Annotated in this window: 13 protein-coding genes; 12 read left to right on the top strand and 1 reads right to left on the bottom strand. The window is 54.2% G+C overall.

Going from position 1 to position 20,157, the window contains the following annotated elements; genetic code table 11:
* Positions 1–36: 36 nt before the first annotated feature.
* Complete coding sequence (locus R0135_RS05830) at positions 37–2,907, bottom strand: EAL domain-containing protein (RefSeq protein ID WP_407349316.1); 2,871 nt, start codon at positions 2,905–2,907, stop codon at positions 37–39.
* A 512-nt stretch (positions 2,908–3,419) separates the two neighbouring features.
* Between R0135_RS05830 and R0135_RS05825 the strand changes: the two genes are divergently transcribed.
* From R0135_RS05825 to R0135_RS05770, 12 genes are all read left to right on the top strand, one after another.
* Entirely contained in the window at positions 3,420–5,135 is a 1,716-nt protein-coding gene (locus tag R0135_RS05825) for a DUF1592 domain-containing protein (RefSeq protein ID WP_407349315.1), read from the top strand.
* Positions 5,135–6,472, top strand: a complete 1,338-nt coding sequence (locus tag R0135_RS05820) for a DUF1552 domain-containing protein (protein WP_407349314.1) — start codon at positions 5,135–5,137, stop codon at positions 6,470–6,472. The genes R0135_RS05825 and R0135_RS05820 overlap by 1 nt, the downstream gene beginning before the upstream one ends.
* Positions 6,473–7,945 (top strand): hypothetical protein, encoded by a 1,473-nt coding sequence (locus R0135_RS05815; protein ID WP_407349313.1) that lies wholly within the window; start codon positions 6,473–6,475, stop codon positions 7,943–7,945.
* Positions 7,946–7,983: 38 nt separating this feature from the next.
* Positions 7,984–9,108: a hypothetical protein gene (locus R0135_RS05810; RefSeq protein WP_407349312.1), complete on the top strand. Its 1,125-nt coding sequence runs from the start codon at positions 7,984–7,986 to the stop codon at positions 9,106–9,108.
* Positions 9,109–9,166: 58 nt separating this feature from the next.
* On the top strand, positions 9,167–10,018 hold the full coding sequence (locus R0135_RS05805) for a host specificity protein (RefSeq protein WP_407349311.1): 852 nt from the start codon (positions 9,167–9,169) through the stop codon (positions 10,016–10,018).
* A 90-nt stretch (positions 10,019–10,108) separates the two neighbouring features.
* Positions 10,109–10,441, top strand: coding sequence for a high-potential iron-sulfur protein (locus tag R0135_RS05800; RefSeq protein ID WP_407349310.1), 333 nt, complete (start codon positions 10,109–10,111; stop codon positions 10,439–10,441).
* Positions 10,438–11,682, top strand: a complete 1,245-nt coding sequence (locus R0135_RS05795) for a cytochrome c (protein WP_407349309.1) — start codon at positions 10,438–10,440, stop codon at positions 11,680–11,682. Before R0135_RS05800 ends, R0135_RS05795 begins: the two co-directional genes overlap by 4 nt.
* Before the next feature lie 195 nt (positions 11,683–11,877).
* Positions 11,878–12,888, top strand: coding sequence for a hypothetical protein (locus R0135_RS05790; protein ID WP_407349308.1), 1,011 nt, complete (start codon positions 11,878–11,880; stop codon positions 12,886–12,888).
* Between the two features lie 725 nt (positions 12,889–13,613).
* Positions 13,614–16,646 carry a TonB-dependent receptor gene (locus R0135_RS05785; protein ID WP_407349307.1) on the top strand — a complete coding sequence of 1,011 codons (3,033 nt, stop codon included), beginning with the start codon at positions 13,614–13,616 and terminating at the stop codon, positions 16,644–16,646.
* Positions 16,647–16,756: 110 nt separating this feature from the next.
* The gene (locus R0135_RS05780) at positions 16,757–18,316 is read left to right on the top strand and encodes a tryptophan halogenase family protein (RefSeq protein WP_407349306.1); all 1,560 of its coding nucleotides are present in this window, start codon (positions 16,757–16,759) and stop codon (positions 18,314–18,316) included.
* Between the two features lie 24 nt (positions 18,317–18,340).
* The gene (locus R0135_RS05775; RefSeq protein WP_407349305.1) at positions 18,341–19,087 is read left to right on the top strand and encodes a SapC family protein; all 747 of its coding nucleotides are present in this window, start codon (positions 18,341–18,343) and stop codon (positions 19,085–19,087) included.
* Positions 19,080–20,117, top strand: a complete 1,038-nt coding sequence (locus R0135_RS05770; protein WP_407349304.1) for a cupin-like domain-containing protein — start codon at positions 19,080–19,082, stop codon at positions 20,115–20,117. Before R0135_RS05775 ends, R0135_RS05770 begins: the two co-directional genes overlap by 8 nt.
* The last annotated feature ends 40 nt before the right edge of the window (positions 20,118–20,157 follow it).

Raw genomic sequence — 20,157 nt, 5'->3', positions numbered from 1 at the left:
CTGGGGCATAACTACCGGGAGGCAGGCGGGCACTCCTCAGCGGGGTGATTTCCCATCGTCGACACTCGCTGTATAACGTGCCCATTCCTCGGGAGATTCCCAGCCTGCTAACCATGTCAAAAAGCTCCTCAGAGGCATGGGTTTGGCAATAGCATAACCTTGGGCAATATCGCAGCCCATTTCTAGTAGGCGCAGGCCTTGTTCTATAGTTTCTACACCTTCGGCGATAACTTTTCGGTCAAAGGCGTGCGCAAGGCTCATGGTCGCCTCGACGATTGCTGCGTCATCGGGATCTATCAGAACATCGGTTACAAAGCTCTTGTCAATTTTTAAGGTGGTCACGGGCAGATACTTAAGATGGGACAGAGATGAGAACCCGGTTCCAAAGTCGTCCAAGGCACAGTGCACTCCAAGATCGGCGCAGGCCCGTATCACCCGGCTTGCTTCCTCCAATTCGTTAAGCGCTTCTGTCTCCACAATTTCGAGCTCGATCATAGAAGGTTTGATGTTGGGGAATTTATCTAACTGACGGACTAACGAGGGAACAAAATTCTGATCTAAAAACTGTTCGGGAAACACATTGATGCTGATTTGCAGCGTGTGGTCTTGTCGTATCAGCCCGTTTAAATCAGAGAGCGCTTGGGTGAGCACCCACGCCCCCAGTTGTTTAGCCAGCTGGGTTTCGTGAACTGCAGGCAGAAAAGAATCCGGATCCCGTATCTGTCCATCTGGGGTTCGCCAGCGCAAGAGTGCTTCAGCACCAAGCACCACACCTGTTCTAATGTTTACCTTGGGTTGATAGAAAAGTTCGAACTCCTGGTTAGTGAGTGCCGCTTCTATGAAATTCAGCTGCTCATGTTTGATTTGGAGACTTAGATCCTGCTCTGCATCAAATATTGCATAACGGTTTTTTCCCGCGATTTTTGCGTCGTACATCGATTTGTCTGCCTGACGCAGCAGCTGCTCGCCATCACTTGTTTCGCTTTGAGCATAAAAGGCAACGCCGATACTACAAGACACCTGCAGGGATTCTCCTGCGTAACTTATCGGGCTGTTGATAGTCTCGAGAATACGCCGAAACACCACAGTACATTCACCCCGTGACTTAATCTGAGACATGATTATCGCGAATTCATCGCCGCCAAGACGAGCCACTGTGTCAATCTCACGCGTGACTGACAGTAGACGTTTTGCGGTCTCTTTTAATACGAAGTCTCCAGCCTCGTGGCCGTGCGAGTCGTTAATCAGTTTGAAGCCATCCAGGTCCAAAAATGCCACGCACATGCTGTCGTTACTTCGCTTAGTTTGCTTTACGTGCCAGTCGAGTTTTTCTCCGAGCAGCATTCTATTGGGAAGGCCCGTGAGGGAGTCGTGCTGGGATAGATATTGAATGTGATCCTGGCGTACTTTTTGTTCGCTGATGTCGCTGAGCGTAACTACCAGAGTTTCACTTGAGAATTTTGCGGTCAGCAGAACATTCCGAAGACGGTTGCTTTTTGTTTTTATGGCCACCTCCAGATTGCTTGGAAGTTCTGCGTCTTCAGCAGCCCGTTGATCGGATACTCGAAAAACGGAGGCTAAGGCTTCGCGTGAGGTGTTGTCGTTGCCTGCGATCATGGACCATGAAACCCCGTCCATCAGATCGAGTGTTTCATAACCAAATAGTTCAGTGAATCGAGGGCTAAGGTAACTTACCGAGCCTTCCTGGCCTATGGCGAAAATTCCCGCGTTCGTAGCCGCGGCAATGGCCTCAAGTTTGTCCCGGGCGATGACGACCTCGCGCTCCTGCTGTTGGAGTTTCTCTCGCTGCAGGTCACGTTCAATTTCTCGTTGGCGCAACTCTTCGACGAGGCCTTGAAGCCGTTTTTCGTTTGCCTGCAGCTTGCCATCGCGCTCTTTCAGCGAATGCGTGGCTTCTCGCAAGGCATTAGCAAAAAAGGTGAACTCATCACGAGTCCCGGTCGCCCTCGCGATTTCTCTTATGTTTGCTTCCGCCGCATCCAGATCGCCAGAACCCAATTGTTGTGTCACTGACACAAGCTCGCCTGCTCTATGTGACACTACGCGTCCAACATAAAAGGAAACCGCGATGGCGAGAGTCACAAGTGTCCCTAGAAAATAGAATAGCAATGAGCGCACTCGTTTGAGGGGTTCTAAAAACTCCTTGGGGTATACGTGCGCGACCAGTATCCACTCGAGCTCGTCCACGTAGCTAAACCAACTGACGAAAGATTGATCGAGTTGCGGCTCCGCAATGCTTAGCGGCTTGTCCCGAGCAAGGTCCTTCATAAAAAGCATTTTTTCGAGCGTCTCGCTGGCTACCGTAGGAGAATCCGCCGTTCGATCCTGGCTTAGCAATGGGTTTCCCTGTAGATCGAACACGTGGAGATGTCCAGTCTCGCCAAAGTTCATCGAACTGATGGTCGGCAACATGGCCTCGAATAGCGCGTCACCGGTTATGCCCACAAACAGTATCCCAATGATGTTGTTGTTAGCGTCCAGAATTTTTTCATAAGCCGTTAGGTAGATCGTACCCACTACGTCAGCAACACCAAGGAAGGTTTCACCACGATTGATCACGGCATCATAGACAGGGGCAGACACTATGGTGCCAAGTGCACGCTCCCCTTTTAAGTCTTTCACGTTGGTAGAAATTCGAACGGCCTCGTCTCCGATCTTTTGAAAAATAGTGGCCTGGCTGCCAGACATCTCGAGTATTTGATCTACAATTTCATTGTTGCCATTAATGGTGTAATCCCCATCTTCGCCGCGAAGGACCATGTTGCCGTCAATGATCTCGGGGATGCCGCGGGAGTTAAATACGTAGCGCAATGTCGAAAGTTCGCCGATAAGTGAATCTTCGGTCAGGTTATAGCTTGAACGCGTCAGCGCTGAGAGGTCAGTCATGACAGTTTGTAGCTGCTCATCGACCTGGTCGAGCAGCGCTTGCTTGGCGGTGTTATAAGATAAGAAACCAAAGACTAGCAGGGGTAGGACGGCCAAGGGTAAGACAACCCAAAGCGTTTTTTGTCCCAGTGTGGCGCCCCGAAAAAAGCGGCGATTGCTCATGTGGCAAGCGAGGCACAAAGTCTGGGTTCAAGTTGCATTTTGATGGCCAATTCCCTCTTGGCGACTCATGCGGTTTGGGGCTTGGTAACTGCCGACTCTCAATATCATGCATGTGCCGATCCGATGCAAGGAGCAAGTATCGCTTTCACCTTGCAGGCTACAACACACACACAGCGCTGGTGCTTGAAGTGAATCGCTAATCATGCGACCTTTCGTCCAAGTATAAAATAAAAATTCTCTGCCTAATTCTGATCGTGTTTAAAGCCAGCGTGTCACCTTTCCCACTGTTGTGAAAGCGGTGAATGCGGTGTTCAGATCAAAGCAGGGTGCTAGCGTTGGAGTGTTTAAAAATGATCGGTTTCATAGGGCGTCTGACGACCAGTTCGCAGGGCTACGTCGGCGTCTTGGGCAAGACGGCGGCTATCATCGCTGTTGCGCTATGCGCGCTTACGGGCTGTTCGGACCCCGAACCAGAAAGCCCCGGGTCTAAAGCTGTAACCAGCCTGATGACCGCCGAGCAGTATCGCAACTCGCTGGGATACATCTTTGGTCCCGGTGTGGATCTGCAGGTGGAGTTTGCGCCGGTAGCCCGCACGGAGGGCTTGCTCGCTAATAGTGCGTCAGTAGCTGGTGTCAGTAGCGCCCAGCTTCAAGGTATTCAGAGTGTTGCATCCAGTGTGGCCAGCCAGGTCGTCGATGCAACACACCGCAACTATCTTGTTCCCTGTCAACCCGCCTCGCTTGAGTCGTCCGATGATGATTGCGCTGCCGAGTTTTTGGCAAAGGTAGGGCGCCTGCTGTTTCGTCGTGCTTTGACTGACGACGAGGTTGCGATGTACGTCGACCTCGCGGGGGCCGCTACCGAGCAACTCGAGGACTTTTACGCAGGACTCGAGATTGCTCTGGAGGGAATGTTAATCAGCCCCGAAGGATTATTTGTCGTTGAGCGAGTAGAGCCCGATCCCGATAATCCGGGGCAACTGCGTTTGGATGGCTACTCTTTGGCGTCGCGCTTGAGCTTCTTTTTGTGGAATGCAGGACCGGACGACGAACTATTAAGTGCCGCCGAAAGTGGCGAGCTGCACTCTAGAGAAGGCGCTGAGCGGGCCGTAGAGCGAATGTTGGCCAGTCCCAGGCTCACAGCCGGGATGCGTGCGTTCTTTGACGATATGTTTGCCTTTGACGAGGTGAAGACTCTGGTCAAAGACTCCACTATTTATCCCCAGTTCACTCGGGTGACCGCAGAGGACGCGCGGGAGCAAACCCTGCGTACGGCCACAGATCACTTGCTGACTAATGATGGCGATTATCGCGACTTGTTTACAACGCGCTCCACGGTTATGTCTCCCGCCTTGGCGCTGATTTATGGAGTGGCTGCGCAGCCGGGTTGGGCGCCCCATGAGTTTCCCGCGGATAGTCCGCGGGCTGGTCTTCTGACGCAGGTGAGTTTTCTTTCCTTGAATGCGCACCCGGGACGGAGCTCCGTAACACTTCGCGGCCAGGCGCTGCGTGAGCGCTTTTTGTGCCAGATAGTGCCAGAGCCACCGCCGGGTATCGACTTTTCGGTAGTGTCCAACCCCGACTCGCATTACCCAACGCAGCGCGAGCGCGTGCGTGCTCACCTGGAGACGCCTTCCTGCGCAGGCTGTCATCGCATTACCGACCCCATCGGTTTGTCTCTGGAGCAGTTTGACGGTGCGGGGGGTTACCGACTCACAGAAAATGGCGCGACCATTGATGCCAGTGGTGGCCTCGATGGATTTGAGTTTGATGGTGCGATCGGTCTTGGAGAAGCCTTGCGAGAAAACCCGGAATTGCCACGATGCCTTGTACAGCGCGTGTATAGCTATGGTACGGGAGGCCAGCCCGGCGTAGAGTCCCGCGCCGTTTTGGACTATTTCAATCAAGAATTTGCGGCTCAGGGGTATCGACTTCGCGACTTATTGCGCAGGGTTGCTTTGAGTAAAGCTTTTTCCCGAGTTCAGGAAGATCCCAGTGAGGGTGGTGGCTCGGATTATCAAGATGAGAATCAGATAGCCAGCGCACAGCCAGCCGGAGAGTTGTGATGAGTAAGTTTAATAGACGTCGTTTATTAAAAGGCATGGTCAACGGTGTGGGCGTGTCGGTGGCGCTGCCGTTCCTGGAAGCTTTCTTGAATGGAAGTGGTACGGCCTTGGCGTCGGGAAGGCCGATGCCCGTGCGTTTTGGTACCTGGGGGTACGGGCTGGGTGGCACCTCTGAGATTTTTGTACCTAAAAAGACCGGTGCCAACTACGACCTACCCGAGGAGATTGCTGCCTGGGAGCCGGTTCGAGACGACATCAACCTGTTTACCAATGGGTCGGCATTCCCTGACTCTTCGCCAAATAACAATCACTTTACCGGCTGGGTAGTGTCTAGAACCGGCGTTGCGCCGGAAGACTCAAATGTGGTGCCTGCCGAAACCATTGACGTGACGGTCGCCAAGCAAATTGGTCGTGCCACGCGCTTTAGCTCCCTGACTGCCACGGCGACCGCTGATGCGCGGGACACCTATAGTTTTTTAAATGCGGCAACACCTAATGCGCCGGAGTGGTCGCCCCTGCAGTTTTATAATCGTCTGTTCGGTCTGGAATTTCAGGACCCTAATGCGTCTGAGTTTAATCTGGATCCTCGATTGATCGCCCGCAGAAGCGTGCTTTCTGGCGTGATGGATCAGTCGCGTTCCATGATGAAGTCTTTGGGCGCTGCAGATCGCCAGCGCCTCGATCAGTACTTCACCGGTTTACGTCAGCTAGAAAAGCAGTTTGATCAGCGCCTGACCAAGCCGGAGCCCATCGCTTCCTGCGTGGCCCCGACAGAGGCGCCGGTGAATCCGCTTATGGATAAGTCCGCTGATGCGGTGAAGCTGCGCCATCAAATGATGACTGAGCTTATGGTGATGGCCGTGGCCTGTGATCAGACGCGGGTTTTCAACATGACCTACTCCGCGGCATTTTCGTCCATCATCAAGCCAGGCTATCCCAAGCCGCATCACACCTGCACCCACGAAGAGCCCGTGGATGAGGCTGTGGGCTATCAGCATCACGCCTCCTGGTTCACGCGCCGCGCCATGGAGTCCTGGGCCGATTTTGTTCAGGCGTTTAAAGCCGTGCCTGAGGGAGACGGCACGCTGCTGGACAACGTGTTAATCCTGGGCACCACAGATGTCGGTTACGCCCGAACCCATGCGATTGACGGAATGCCGGTGTTCTTGGCAGGTCGTGCTGGCGGTAAAGTTAAGAGTGGCCGGCATATTGATTTAGGCGGTGGCTCTGTTGCCCAGGTTGGTTATACGGCTTTGCGAACCTTGGGCGTAGACACACCGTCCTGGGGTACCTTGAGTAACGAGAGCTCCGAAGTGATTGCTGAGGTTGTAGCCTGAGTGAACGCTTTTACCGTAATGCCGAATCGCTTCGCGATATTTGCTACGGCGCATCAACGTGTTCTGGCAGCGCTCGCTATGATCTGTGCTGGTCAGTTCGCTGTGATCGATGCCCGCGCCGACACCCAAATCGATGCCTCCAATGCTTCCAGGTACTGGCAATCTGTAAGCAGTGACGCAAAAGAAGCGTACATCGACGAGCTCAGGCCAGAAGGTATTGGGGTGCTCATTAGCGCTCTGGAGGGTCCTGTGTACGTCGATGAGCAAGGGCGCACATTGTACAAGTGGCCTCTGGGTGCTCTGCGCAATGGCTCTACCGGCGACAGAAAAGATGGCCCGTCTAACTGTACTGATGAGGTTCTCACCGAGTCCGCAGGCTTAATGAGTCCCTACCCCCCTGGGCTGTTGCTACCTGATGCAGATGAACGGCTGAGCTGCGCCCAGGTGTGGCCGCCGCTGCTTGCATCTGAAGACGCAAAAGAGGTGGGTAAATGGACCTTAACAGCGCGAGCTGATGGTACTAGGCAATGGGCCTATGACGGATATCCGCTGTATACCTCCCATTTGGATCAGACGCCCGGCGACGCCTTGGGAGGCTCAAAAATTAAATCGGTGCGTGACGGAGGTATCGTGCGCGAGCCCGTAGGGCCTCCACCAGATGTACCGGCGGGGTTCAAAGTTGTTCAGAGCACGACGGGGCGTCTACTGGTTACCAAAGAGGAATACTCTGTTTACACCCGCGATGGCGACACGCCCAATACGGCGAATTGCGATAAGCAGTGTTTAAGAGACTGGACACCGGTGCCCGCGCCAGAAATCGCTATGAGTAGAGGCGACTGGGGGATAGTCAAGCAGGCCTCGGGTTTGAACCAATGGGCGTTTCGCGGTAAACCGCTTTACACCTATAACAACGACCCTGGTATCCGCAGTTTTGTTGGCAGCGACGTACCTGATTGGCGCAATCCGACCTGGCACAATGTTTACACGCAGCGCGCGGTCATTCCGCCTGCCGAGTTCACCGTGCAAGAAGTCGAATTTGGTGGTCATGTACTTGGGGATTCCCGAGGCAGGACTATCTATCTGTATAACTGCCGTGATGATTCGTTTGCTCAACTGGCCTGTGATCACCCGGACTCAGCCCAGGAATATCGCATGGCTATCTGTGGCAATGGTGACCCGGATTTGTGCCGCGAGACTTTCCCCTATGTTCATGCAAAGCCTGATGCTAAAAGCGAGAGCAGTCTTTGGACTGTAATGGCTATCGATCCCCAGACGGGACGCCATGCGGCAGAGGGTGGCACCAATGCGATCCATGTTTGGGCTTACCGCGCGCGGCCTGTTTACACCTACCGTGGTGATAAAGAGCCCGGTGTGACTAACGGAGATGGAATCGGTGAGTTTACCGGGCGTCGCAATGGCTACAAAGCTTTTGTCCTGCGCGATGACTTTGGTGAGAACGCGTTTCGTCGATGAAGTTAAAGTGAGTGCCGAGCGCTCAGGAGAGATAATCAATGCCATTTTGTGAAGCCAAAAAAACTGCGACGCCTGCTTTGAGAAGACTTAAGGTGTTGTCGATTACGCTGCCCTTGGCGCTATCATCTTCAGTGATGATAAACGCAGCCAGCGCCGAAGCTGTGGCGGGTGGTCGTATTGGTTACGTGCTGACGGAGCGGCATTGGTCGCTGTATCAAACGGATGACGCCAATGCTGAGTGTCCCGAGGGATTTAACATCGGACCGCGGGAACAGTTCGACGAACTCTTTCCTGAGCAAGAGGGTGTTGTGCGCACCGAGGTTGATACCCGGCTAATGCGAGAGGGTCGTCGCTTTCATCTTGAAACCTCCGAGGAGCCGTTCCCTTTTTATGATGGCGCCGGTTCCACGGCCTATGGCGTTAATCTGGATGCCAAGGTCAGCGACGAGGATTACCTCAGCCCCGAAGGCGAAGAGGGTATCGACAATCAGCTGAATAGAGCTCTGGCCTGCATCCCCATTTACCGGGGCCCCGATGGTGCTTTCTATCACTTCTCTAACTTGTTTATGTACGGCAACGCCTACAATCGATGGATGTTTGAGTTAACTGGCGTTGATGATCTGAGCAACGACGACAATGTCACGGTTACTTTTTATCGTGGGCTTGACGACCTTGTCTCTGATGCCTCGGGCAAGGGCTTTGTCGCTGGTGGCACCCAACGCGTAGACGTCCGCTGGGGCCAGAGCTTTATTCAGGAAGTGCAGGGCAAAATCGTTGATGGTGTATTGACCACACAGCCCACAGAGCGCACCAAGTTCCCCTGGTCGTTCCCGGGCATTGGCGGTGGCTTTCATGTGTTCCGTGATTTCCAGCTCAAGCTTACGCTGACGCCAACAACTGCAAAGGGTTTACTGGCAGGGTATGTGGATGTCGAACAGTACAACCATCGTTTAAATAGAAACTGGACAACGCATCACCAAAGCTATGGCCAGCTATCGGCGGCATCGCTGTACCGTGCAATGAAGCGATTGGCTGATGGCTATCCGGATCCCGATACGGGTGCTAACACTGCGATTTCTTCGGCGGTGGATGTGGTGCTTCATCAGGTACACATCCTGCATCCCGACGAAGAGGCGACAGAGTTAACGACGGCACAACGCTAAAACACATCATTTCCTCCAGCCTGACTATAGGGCGTCTGGGAAAGCTCGGGAGCAGTGTATGAAGGGTCGACGGTTTGTTCTTACAGCAGTGGTATATGCGCTGTGTTCTTTTGTATCCATCGCCAGTGTCGCGCAGCAAAGCAAATCACAGACGGTAGGTGATCGTAGTCTTATTGAGCTGTGGGAGTCCGGGCGGCCGGCTTTTGGACAATACGTGACACAGCATGCGCAAGCTACGGGCGATGACGCTGCATCTCCTCCTTACACCGTGCAAACAGGCCTGGACCTTGCCACCAATGATTTGCTTGATTTTGCTTTTCTGAGTCTTGAGCAGCATTACGATGCAACTTCTGCTCGGGACGTAGCTACTGGTATTGCCCAGGCGGGTACAGACAATGCCCTGCCTTTGCTGGTCCGTATCCCTCCTATTTCTGTCGACGGCGAAGACGCGGCCCGAGAGCGCGTCAAGGAGCTTTTGGCCATGGGTGCCAATGGGGTGGTGATTCCGCATGTCATGAGTGCCGATGAGGCGCGCACCGCGGTGTCGTTCTTTGCCGGTGCCAATGTGTGGTCTCCTGATAATCCGGGTGGTGACATTGTTGCGATGTTGATTATCGAAGACCCGGATGTGTTCGCCGAACTCGAAGAGATCGCAAATATTCAGGGTTTTAGTGCGCTGGTGTGTGGCATCGGTAGCCTTACAAGTGCCCTGGGTGGCGACCGAGAGGCCGCTGAGGCGATCAACATGCAGGTTCTCGCACAGAGTAAACGTGTGGGCAAGCCCAATCTCACGACCGTTAGTCCGGAATCAGTAGCGGGTCGGGTGGAGCAGGGCTTCCTGGGTTTACTGGCGTACGGACCTGAGTCCAACGAAGCTATTCGATTAGGCAAGCTTGCCGCCGGTCGCTAATTTTTTCTGGAGTCATCGCACTTCAGACTATCGATACTTATCGCGGTGGGTGAGTCGCGCTGCGTGCCAAATGCTCAACAGGGGTTAGACATGGACAAGAATCTCTCTCGGCGAACCGTTCTTTTACGAGGGCTGCAGATACCCATGGTCACAGGCATTGTAGCGGCCTTGGCCGCCTGCGAAAGCGACGGCGATGATGCACTTGTCTGCGCCGATCCCGGCAGTATGAGTTCTGCACAGGAGAGCGTGCGACGAACGCTTAAGTACACGGAGATATCTTCAGATTCGGCGAAAACCTGTGCGGCGTGCGAGTTCTTTCACGGGGCGAAGGATGGCGGTGGCGGCTGTGGAAGCTGCGAGATATTTGCCGGTGAGTTGGTGAACCCCGGTGGCTATTGTGATTCATGGAGCGTGGACTCTTGAAGACTGTCAGTGCCGCGCTGGCGGCGGTTCTTTGTCTGGGCGCCGGTCAGTTAGCATCTGCTGCTGACGCCGCTGCATTGTCTGAGCTGCAAAGCAAGGGCGAGTATTTAAGCACCGCGGGCAACTGTGTCAGCTGCCATACGACGGAGGATGGTAAGGCGCTCGCCGGCGGACTAGGCTTCGAAACTGACTTCGGGACGCTGTATTCCACAAATATTACTCCCGACCCGGAAACGGGTATTGGCAACTGGAGCCTCGAGGAGTTCACGGGGGCGATGAGGCGGGGCGAGCGCCCTGATGGAACGCATCTGTATCCGGTTTTTCCCTATACCTCTTTTACCAAGGTTTCGGACGAGGATATTGCGGCTATTTACGCCTACCTGAAGACTGTGACACCGGTGAAGTTCAACCCGCCAGCGAATGATCTGAGTTTCCCTTATGACCAGAGGTGGGCGCTGGGGCTTTGGAAGGCCATGTATTTCACTGAGGGTCGACTCGAGCCTCAAGCGGCGGAGTCGCAAGAGTGGAATCGGGGAGCCTACCTGGTAGAGGGTCTTGGTCACTGCAGCGAATGTCATACGCCGCGTAACTTCCTTGGCGCAAAAGACACTGAGCTTGCCATGACTGGAAGTGCCTATACGGAACGCGTGGAGGGCAAGGCATCAGTCTGGTCTGCTTCAAACCTGACCTCTGACAGTAGCGGATTGGCCATGTGGTCCCACGAGGACATCGCTCAATACCTGAAGCTCGGTTTTAGTGAGCGCGCGGGCGTGTTCGGTCCCATGAACAATGTGGTGGTCAACAGCACCCGGCATTTATCCCAAAGCGACGTGGATGCCGTGGCTACCTACCTCAAGAGTTTGCCGGCGAATGCCCAGGACAGTGACGAACCAGCCTCAGAAGCTTTGGTGCGAGCAGGCTCTTTGCAGTACGACATTCACTGTGGCACCTGTCATCTGCCAACCGGCGAGGGTTCTCCAGAGACCGGGCCCCCAGTGATTGGGAGCCCTGTGGTTTTGGATGCGGATCCTTCGTCGCTCATCAACATTACCCTGTACGGCGCCCAGCTACCGACGACTGCACCATCGACCGAGTGGCAGGCCAGGGGCTGGAAGCGAATGGAGTCCTACGCTAACAAGTTAAGCGATGAGCAGGTGGCGGCATTACTGAGCTACATGCGCAGTGCCTGGGGGCATGAGGCTGGAGCAGTGTCCGAAGAGCAGGTGGCGAAACAGCGTTGATTGGTGACTCTCGATATCGGAGCGTCCGTGGCTGCAAGCATCACTTCCCAGGTCCCTCAGGGGACGCAGATCACACTTTGGGAACCCAGGCGCAGTTACGCGTGACGCCGGACACACTTCTTTAGACATTGAATACGAACTCGCCTCTACTCTAGGCAAACTCTGTTCCGACTAGAACAATCGTGGAATTGAGTGATGAGTCGGCGTAGCGCGTTAAAACGTCAAAGAAAGCTAATTGTTACTGTGGCGGTGGCGGGGGTGACCGTGCTTCTTACGCTAGTGTACGCCGTTGCCGCTCCTGCAAGTCAGCCCTCGGATAAGCGGGTGAAGCCTGATGCTGCAGTAAATAACACGCCGCATGACGTTGATCATTCCTTACATTCGATACGCTCCGGCACTGGGCAAACAACTACTGCGAGTGTTCGATCAACAAAAGAAAGTAAAAATTCGGACGCTTCCGCAGTTCTTGAGGAACTTGCTGGAGACGATACTTATGTAAGTCCTGCGACAGAGGCAAGGCAACTTCCAGGATCCTCTGAATTGCTGGCGGGCCTGAATACGTCTGAGCCATCTGGGGTGCGAGCCTCTGGATTTGGTCGTGGCACTCGAGTCTCCGCCGGTCGGGGTGGGACTTCGCGCGGTAATGCTTCTGGCCTAAGCGGATTCGGTGGTGGCTCCGCTGCAGGGTTTGGGGGCACGCCGGCGCCAAGCAGCTTTGGTGGCGAATCCTTGTTCGGCGACTTGGAGGTTGCAAGTGCGTTTGTTACCACTGCCGACGACGCTTCAGGGCCCGGCGGTTCACGAATCAGCAACTTTCGTCCTGGAGCCCCGCTCCCAATTGCCTTTGATCCTTGCCTGCGCGATGGCCTGGTGGTCAGTCCCTGCGTGCGAACCTCCAGTGAGTTACTAAGGGATTTGGAGTCACCATCCTTTTCATCGGGCCCCGGCGAGTTCGGCGATTTACCACAAACTCGTATCGTATTCTTCTCCAGCCCAGCGGGGCAGAGCGAAGGTGGCGGCGCCTCAGGAGGCGACGGCAGTACTGGGGGAGATAGTGGCACTGGGTCAAATGATCCTGCCAACAGTGAGAGTCGTGGCGGCGGTGGTTTTTATCCTGAGGAATCAGCAACCCCGGTACCCGCACCGGCGCCTGTTTTGCTGCTCAGTGTGGGCCTGATGCTATTGCTAAGCCGACGTAGGGTTTAGTCCTCCCTAACTCTTCCGGGCAGCCTTTTGCCCTGAGTACGGTGGCGCAATTTTCGTTAATAAAATCAGTAATATGCAGAGCGCAGTGGTGTCTTTGGCGAAAAGCGCTCTTGATGTCCTGATGGTCCTTTGGCGGTATGACTTCCCGGCTTTCACTCCATGTCTACAAGGGCATCGCCAATCAGCGCATTATTACCCCAAATCGCGATACGCATCAGCATTGAGCTGCGGTTTGCTGTGTAAATCCATCTTGACGCTTATTGAGTCCCATTCAGCGTAAATGCCTAGAAAACAGCTTCTTCCGGCGGGTAGTGTTCACTCTGTTAGAGGGGTGTCACAGCTTATTGCCATTGGAGCTTTGATTGTCCAGCGCGCGTTTTTTAGGGCAAAGTTAAAGAACGCGTGTTGTGGGGGTTCCTCACTTTAACTAGTAGTGCGAGGCTTGGAGGTGACGCAAAGACGTTAACCCCTTGCCCGATATAACGATAATAGGCATTCATAATTATAAATAATGAGTAGAGCATCCACAGTTCTGCAAATAGACAACAGTGCTATCCGAGTCTGGGTACAGGCGCTGCTGTGCGCGTGTTCAACTATCGAGTTTCCTCTGATTTCGGCCTCTACTCGGTATTCGCGGTATCCATTGCTGTCGACACCGAAAAATCTGGTTTTGATTCATTTAAGTCAACGCAACTTCACGTATCCATAAAGCTAAGGGCACCTCTATGGCTAACAAAACTCTCAGAAAAAATCCGCTTGCAACGGCTGTTGCAGTGGCTGTTGGTACGCTGCTGGCACCAACCGCAGCCATGTCGCAAGAGCAAGCGAACTCCGGCCTCCTCGAAGAGGTGGTTGTGGTGGGTATCAGGGCGAGCCTTGAGGCTTCCGCCGACATAAAACGGTATTCCGAGGGTGTTGTGGATGCGATCTCTGCTGAGGACATCGGCGCCATGCCCGATACTAACCTCGCTGAGTCTCTCCAGCGCATTACCGGCGTGTCCATTGATCGAACCCGGGGCGAAGGCAGTAAGGTGACCGTTCGTGGTTTCGGTCCTGAGTACAACCTGGTAACGGTAAATGGTCGCCAGATGCCAACTCACCAGGATCGAACCCGCTCCTTTGACTTTGCGGACATCGCATCAGAGGGTGTGGCGGGCGTAGAGGTCTACAAGACCAGCCGCGCAGAACTGCCTACGGGTGGTATCGGCTCTACCATTAACATCAAGACGCAACGACCTTTGGAAATGCGCGAAGACCGTATATTTAGCTTGGGCGGCAAGGCAGTTCACGACACCTCGGCAGATTCTGTTGATGGAGACGACCTGACTCCAGAGCTTTCGGGCTTGTTTGCGCAGACCTTTGCTGACGGTACTTTTGGTATAGCCTTGGCTGGTAGTTACCAAGAACGTAACCAGGGCGTGGATTCTGCAAAGGTTCGCGGCTGGATTCCCCTGCGAGGCGATGCCTCTTGCTGTAGCTGGGCAGGATTTGGTGATGCTAACGACACCTGGCCCGGAATTGCACCTCCGTCGGACCCTAACCAGGTCAATCGAACCACTGATAATGCCGAGTTGTACTCACTGCCGCAGCAGCTCCAGTACGTGCGTGAGAGCTTCGACCGAGAGCGTATCAACGGAAACCTGACTTTGCAGTGGGCGCCGACCGAAACGATTACTACGACCTTGGACGTGATCTATTCAACGCAAGAAATCGAGCGGTCTTTTAACGACTACTCAGCTTGGTTCTCTCTAGCAGACGCGGCGGCTCGTCAGACCGAGTGGACCGATGGTCCGGTTGCAGGTCCTATTGAGTACACTGAATTTTACGGTAACCCTTCTGACAATCCCATGGGTGTCGGCGTCGACTCCACCAAGTCAGAGAACCTGTCTATAGGTTTTAATGCCGTATGGGATGTGTCTGACCGTTTGTCACTGGAGTTCGATTACCACGACTCGTCGGCAGAGCGCACACCTAACGGGGAATTCGGCAGCAGTATGTCTTTGGCTATTACGACAGCACGTCGGACTCAGGCCAGCGGCTTTTTCCAAACGGATCTCCCCATTTTGTCCGTTGGGCTGTTGGATGATCGACCGTTGTCGCCTAACGACATGCTCATCGGTGGTAGCGTATTTACCAACGAAGCTAACGAGATGAACATCGAGCAGGCAAAGATCGCAGGTAAGTTCGATTTCAACGACTTCACCACGATCAACTTTGGCATTCAGACTACGGAGGTTGATAACACTTCTCAGTCAGCTACCACCCAGCGTGACACCTGGGGTGGTGTTGGTGCGCCGGGCGATATCGCGGATCTGCTGTCTCCAGAGTCCATGGCTGATTGGTTCGATGACTTTGGTAATGCCGGCGATGATCGTCGATTTACTCAACTGTTTAGCTGGGATACCAATGCACTGATCGACCGTGCCAGAGAACTGGAGGCGCAGGGCGTGACGGTGAGCAATGCCAGCACGATTCCCGGAGACTGCGGAGACGGCTTCTGTCCGTCAACGGCGTGGACACGGGATCAGCGCACTCAGGAAGAGCAGACAGCGGCCTACGTTCAGGTGGATTTTGATCTGGAATGGGGCGATATGCCGGTTAACTTAAACCTTGGTATGCGCTACGAAGACACGGACGTGGCTTCTCAGGCGCTGGTGCCGGTGGTTGATCGTTTTGACTGGATTACCGCTAACGAGTTGACCGCTGTGACGCTTCTGGATGCCAACGGTGTCGCGGTCCAGGACTTCACAAGCCTCACGGGTTCCTACGACAACTTCCTGCCTAACATCGATTTCAATATCGAGTTTATGCAGGATGTGCTGTTCCGAGCCTCCTGGAGTGAGACCATGTCGCGGCCCGGGTACACCGATATTCAGGGCGGCTTGACAGTGGGTGGATGTGTGCCTGGTGGTGGCTGTGACGGCTTCTCGGGTGACCCCGGCTTGTTGCCTTTAGAGTCCACTAATATAGACCTGTCCCTGGAATGGTATTACGGCGAGACAAGCTACGTTGCCATTGGTTACTTTAGGAAGGACGTAGAGAACTTCCTGGGCAATTCGTTTAATACCGGCGTTGAATTGTTTCCGGATTTGGGAGACCCGACTGACGGAGGTCTAGCAGCTCAGGCGCGAGCCGCCGGTGCCGCCACATCCGATGAAGTTCGCCAATACATCTTCAATAACTTCCCTAATGATCCTTCGGTTGATGTAGCCAACCAGATCATTACTGGTACAACCGGCAACAGTCCCATGGACTTCAGGGTGCAGGTGCCATCGAACCAGGAAGAAGCTTCTATTGACGGCTGGGAGTTTGCAATCCAGCACACGTTTGGAGAGTCTGGTTTTGGGGCTATCGTTAACTACACCGTAGTTGATGGGGACGTCGGCTATAACAATCTTATTAGACCTGAGGAAGAGGCACAGTTCGCTCTGTTAGGTTTGAGTGACTCTGCAAACTTCGTGGGCTTCTACGATAAGAACGGCATCGAGGTTCGACTGGCGTACAACTGGCGCGATGAGTTTCTTGGTGGGATTGGTACAGACTCCTTTGGTGCGCAGCCGCGTTACACAGAAGAGTATGGCCAGTGGGATGTTCGAGCCAGCTATCGATTCGGGGGCGAGGATCAATACATCGCTTTCTTTGAAGGTGTAAACGTCACTGACGAAACCTTCCGGGAGCATGGCAGATCTTCTCTGGATCTTCTGCAGGCCGGCCAAACCGGCGCGCGTTGGGCGCTGGGCTTCCGCGCTAACTTTTAACGGTCTCAGATCTATAAGCGCCTTCGGGCGCTTGCTCTGAAAACCGCCACTGCACTAGTAGTGGCGGTTTTTCTATACTAGGGTCATTGGATTCATTGGCAGGAACAGATATGGCGAAGGCCATTCAAACAGTCGTGATCGTTGGCGGCGGCAGTGCTGGCTGGCTCACGGCTGGACTACTGGCCGCCGAGCTTCGCCGGGCAGGATCCCATAGGCACGTCTGCCTGGTGGAGTCACCGGATGTCAGCCCAATCGGGGTGGGAGAGGGCACTTGGCCGACCATGCGCAGTAGTTTGATGCGCATGGGCATTTCCGAGACAGAGTTTCTTAAAGCCTGTGACGCCAGCTTCAAACAGGGCACCCATTTTGTGGGTTGGCTCCGCGGCGGGCAAGAGAGCTACTACCATCCGTTCACCCCTCCCCGGGGGTTTTCAGATATCAACTTAGCCAAGCACTGGCAGGGCGTGCGTGAGCAGGTTGCATTTTGTGATGCTGTGTCACCCCAGGCACAGGTCTGCAAACAGGCCCTGGGGCCCAAGCAGATCGTCACTCCCGAATATGCCAGTAATCTGAACTACGGCTACCACCTGGATGCCGGCAAGTTCGCTGAGCTTCTACAACAGCATTGCGTGCAGAAACTGGGCGTAGAGCATCTGCTGGAAAATGTTGATTCCATTGAGAACGACGAGACCGGTGATATTTGTGCTTTGCATACGGCCAATGGTCGTGTGGTCGCTGGCGATCTGTTCGTCGACTGTACCGGGATGCGTTCACTGCTGCTCGGCGAGCACTACGGCATAGACTTTAAAGACATGTCCCACGTGCTCTTTAACGACAGTGCTCTTGCAGTGCAGGTGCCGCGAACCGATGAGTCTGAGCCTGTTGCTTCGGCCACAGTGTCCACGGCGAAGGAAGCGGGGTGGATTTGGGATATCGCTTTGCCGACTCGCCGGGGCACGGGCTACACCTACTCCAGTCGTTACACCAGCGATGAGCAGGCCGAGCGGGTATTGCGTGAATATCTTGCTGAGACCGCAGGCCTTGAGTTTAGTGAACGTTGCACGCCACGAAAAATTAACTTTCGTCCCGGTTACCGGGAGCGATTCTGGCACCGCAACTGTGTGGCTATCGGTCTCTCTGCGGGTTTTGTAGAGCCACTGGAGGCCTCTGCGCTGGTGATGATCGAGCTGTCTGCAAAAATGCTTGGTGAACTCATGCCGCCAGATCGTGAGGTTATGAACATAGTCGCAGATCGCTTTAATGCGAGGTTCGCTAGCCACTGGGAACGCATCATGGAGTTTCTGAAGCTGCATTATGTGTTGAGTGAACGCGAGGATTCGCCTTATTGGCGGGATCATCGCGCGGCCGAGTCCATTCCTGATCGATTGCGCGACTCTCTTGTTTTGTGGGGTTATCATTGTCCCTGGCATGGAGATCAGGCGCAGGTAGACGAGTTGTTTTCTACTGCCAGCTACCAGTATGTGCTCTATGGTATGGACTTTCACTCTGAGGGCGCAGCGGGGATTGCCCAAGCGGACCCCGCCGCGAGTAAACGCGCTCAGAACCTGTTTGCTGAGAACGTCCGAGAGACGCAAAAAATGCTCACGGCGCTGCCGGCCAATCGTGAACTTATCGATAAAATTAACCGCTACGGACTATCGCGCGTCTAAGTCGCGCCTTGATTGGAAAACCTGATGGCCAGATTTGAAATGCTTAACAATGTCGAACATCGCGACGTTCGTATCCACACTCAACGTAGCGCCGATACCGGTGACGCGGTGCAATACGTGGTTACGTTTCCCCTGGAGTTGCGACGCGCCCAAGCGCACTATCCGATTTTCTTTCAAAAGGATTCCAATACCGGACAGTTTTTCCCGATTATTCTTCTGGGTTTTGAGAAGGGAGAGAATCTGTTTTTGGGGCCGGATGGCTGGGAGCCCGCCTATATTCCCATGAGTATTCTCCGCGGGCCCTTTCTCATCGGTTATCAGTCCAACCCCGAGCACCCTGATGGCCGGCAGGCTGTTATTACCATCGATATGGAGAGCCCTCTCATAACTTCAGCCCAGGATGGGCAGCCGCTGTTTTTGGAGCACGGCGGCTCTACACCCTACCTGGAGAACCTCACCGAACTGCTGGAAGACATACAGCTGGGTCTGGAGATGAATGCGCCGTTTATTGCGGCACTCACAGAACACGATCTCATCGAAAACGTAACCATGAGTATTACCTTGAACGATGGGGCAGAGCGCCAGCTTTTAGGCTTGTACACTATCAACGAAGACCGCCTGAACGAACTGGATGATGCCGCCGTGGCGTCCCTACACAAGGCCGGGCATCTGCAGTCCATATATATGATTATGGCGTCGCATGCGCATTTTCGCGCAATGATTGATCGTCGTAATGCCAAGCGTCTCGAGCCGGCGACTGGTCTTGGCTAATACTATGGAGGATCGTTTGCTCCCCCAGAGTACCGCCGTGAGCGCTTCAAATGCGGCTGAGGTGGGTGACCTCCCAGAGTTTCTGGATTCACTCGGTGAGCCACATGTGATCCGTGGTTTAGTCGGCCACTGGCCTCTCGTGGAACAGGGTCTACGATCCCGGAAAGACCTTGGTGATTACCTTCTTCGTGGTTACAGCGGCGCACCCCTTATTACCTCGTCGGGATCGCCGGCTATCAAGGGGCGCATTGGCTACAACGCTGACTTTACGGGTTTTAACTGCCAGCGCACGCACATGCAGTTGGATGAGTTTTTTGCAGGAATAGAGTCCTGCGCCGGGCAGGATGAGCCGCCCACACTTTATATAGGTTCGAGTCTGTTGGATCATTGGTTTCCAGGGATTGCAGCACAGAACGCAGTCGAGCCGAGCAGGAGCAAACCTTTGGCGAGTTTGTGGCTTGGAAACCGCGTGGTGGTCTCGGCACATTTTGATTTTCCTGACAATCTTGCTTGCTGTGTTGCGGGACGTCGTCGATTTACGTTGTTCCCGCCGGAGCAACTAGAGAACTTGTATGTGGGACCGTGGGACGTGACGCCAGCAGGGCAGCCCATCAGTTTGGTGGATATGCGCCATCCGGATCTTGATCGTTTTCCGCGATTCGTCCACGCCATGGCAGCTGCACGCGAGGTGATACTTGAGCCCGGGGACGCGCTATTCATACCCAGTATGTGGTGGCATCACGTAGAAGGTCTGGATGACCTTAATGTTTTGCTGAATTACTGGTGGCGAAGCACACCGGCTTACATGGGGACTCCCATGAACGTGCTCAAGCATGCATTCCTTACTATCAAAAGCCTGCCTGCAGAGCAGCGGCACGCCTGGCGCGACATATTCGATTATTATGTCTTTGAAGCGTCAGACGAAACGGTGGAACACATTCCCGAATCGGGACGTGGGATGCACGGAGCCATTGATGAAAACCGTGCTCGAGCATTGCGTGCCGAGCTTTTAAACGCACTCAATAGATAGCGAGATGTGCTGGCAAATGTTTCAGAGACAAAATACTAAA

This window comes from Congregibacter variabilis (assembly GCF_045689235.1).
GTDB lineage: Bacteria > Pseudomonadota > Gammaproteobacteria > Pseudomonadales > Halieaceae > Congregibacter > Congregibacter variabilis.
The sequence above is the reverse complement of the archived record's forward strand: the minus strand, read 5'-3'. Positions and strand labels throughout refer to the sequence as shown.

Excerpts from the sequence above, each read along its gene's own strand:
- R0135_RS05830 (WP_407349316.1), bottom strand. The coding sequence starts at position 2,907 with ATGACTGACCTCTCAGCGCTGACGCGTTCAAGCTATAACCTGACCGAA.
- R0135_RS05825 (WP_407349315.1), top strand. The coding sequence starts at position 3,420 with ATGATCGGTTTCATAGGGCGTCTGACGACCAGTTCGCAGGGCTACGTC.
- R0135_RS05820 (WP_407349314.1), top strand. The coding sequence starts at position 5,135 with ATGAGTAAGTTTAATAGACGTCGTTTATTAAAAGGCATGGTCAACGGT.
- R0135_RS05810 (WP_407349312.1), top strand. The coding sequence starts at position 7,984 with ATGCCATTTTGTGAAGCCAAAAAAACTGCGACGCCTGCTTTGAGAAGA.
- R0135_RS05805 (WP_407349311.1), top strand. The coding sequence starts at position 9,167 with ATGAAGGGTCGACGGTTTGTTCTTACAGCAGTGGTATATGCGCTGTGT.
- R0135_RS05800 (WP_407349310.1), top strand. The coding sequence starts at position 10,109 with ATGGACAAGAATCTCTCTCGGCGAACCGTTCTTTTACGAGGGCTGCAG.
- R0135_RS05790 (WP_407349308.1), top strand. The coding sequence starts at position 11,878 with ATGAGTCGGCGTAGCGCGTTAAAACGTCAAAGAAAGCTAATTGTTACT.
- R0135_RS05785 (WP_407349307.1), top strand. The coding sequence starts at position 13,614 with ATGGCTAACAAAACTCTCAGAAAAAATCCGCTTGCAACGGCTGTTGCA.
- R0135_RS05780 (WP_407349306.1), top strand. The coding sequence starts at position 16,757 with ATGGCGAAGGCCATTCAAACAGTCGTGATCGTTGGCGGCGGCAGTGCT.
- R0135_RS05775 (WP_407349305.1), top strand. The coding sequence starts at position 18,341 with ATGGCCAGATTTGAAATGCTTAACAATGTCGAACATCGCGACGTTCGT.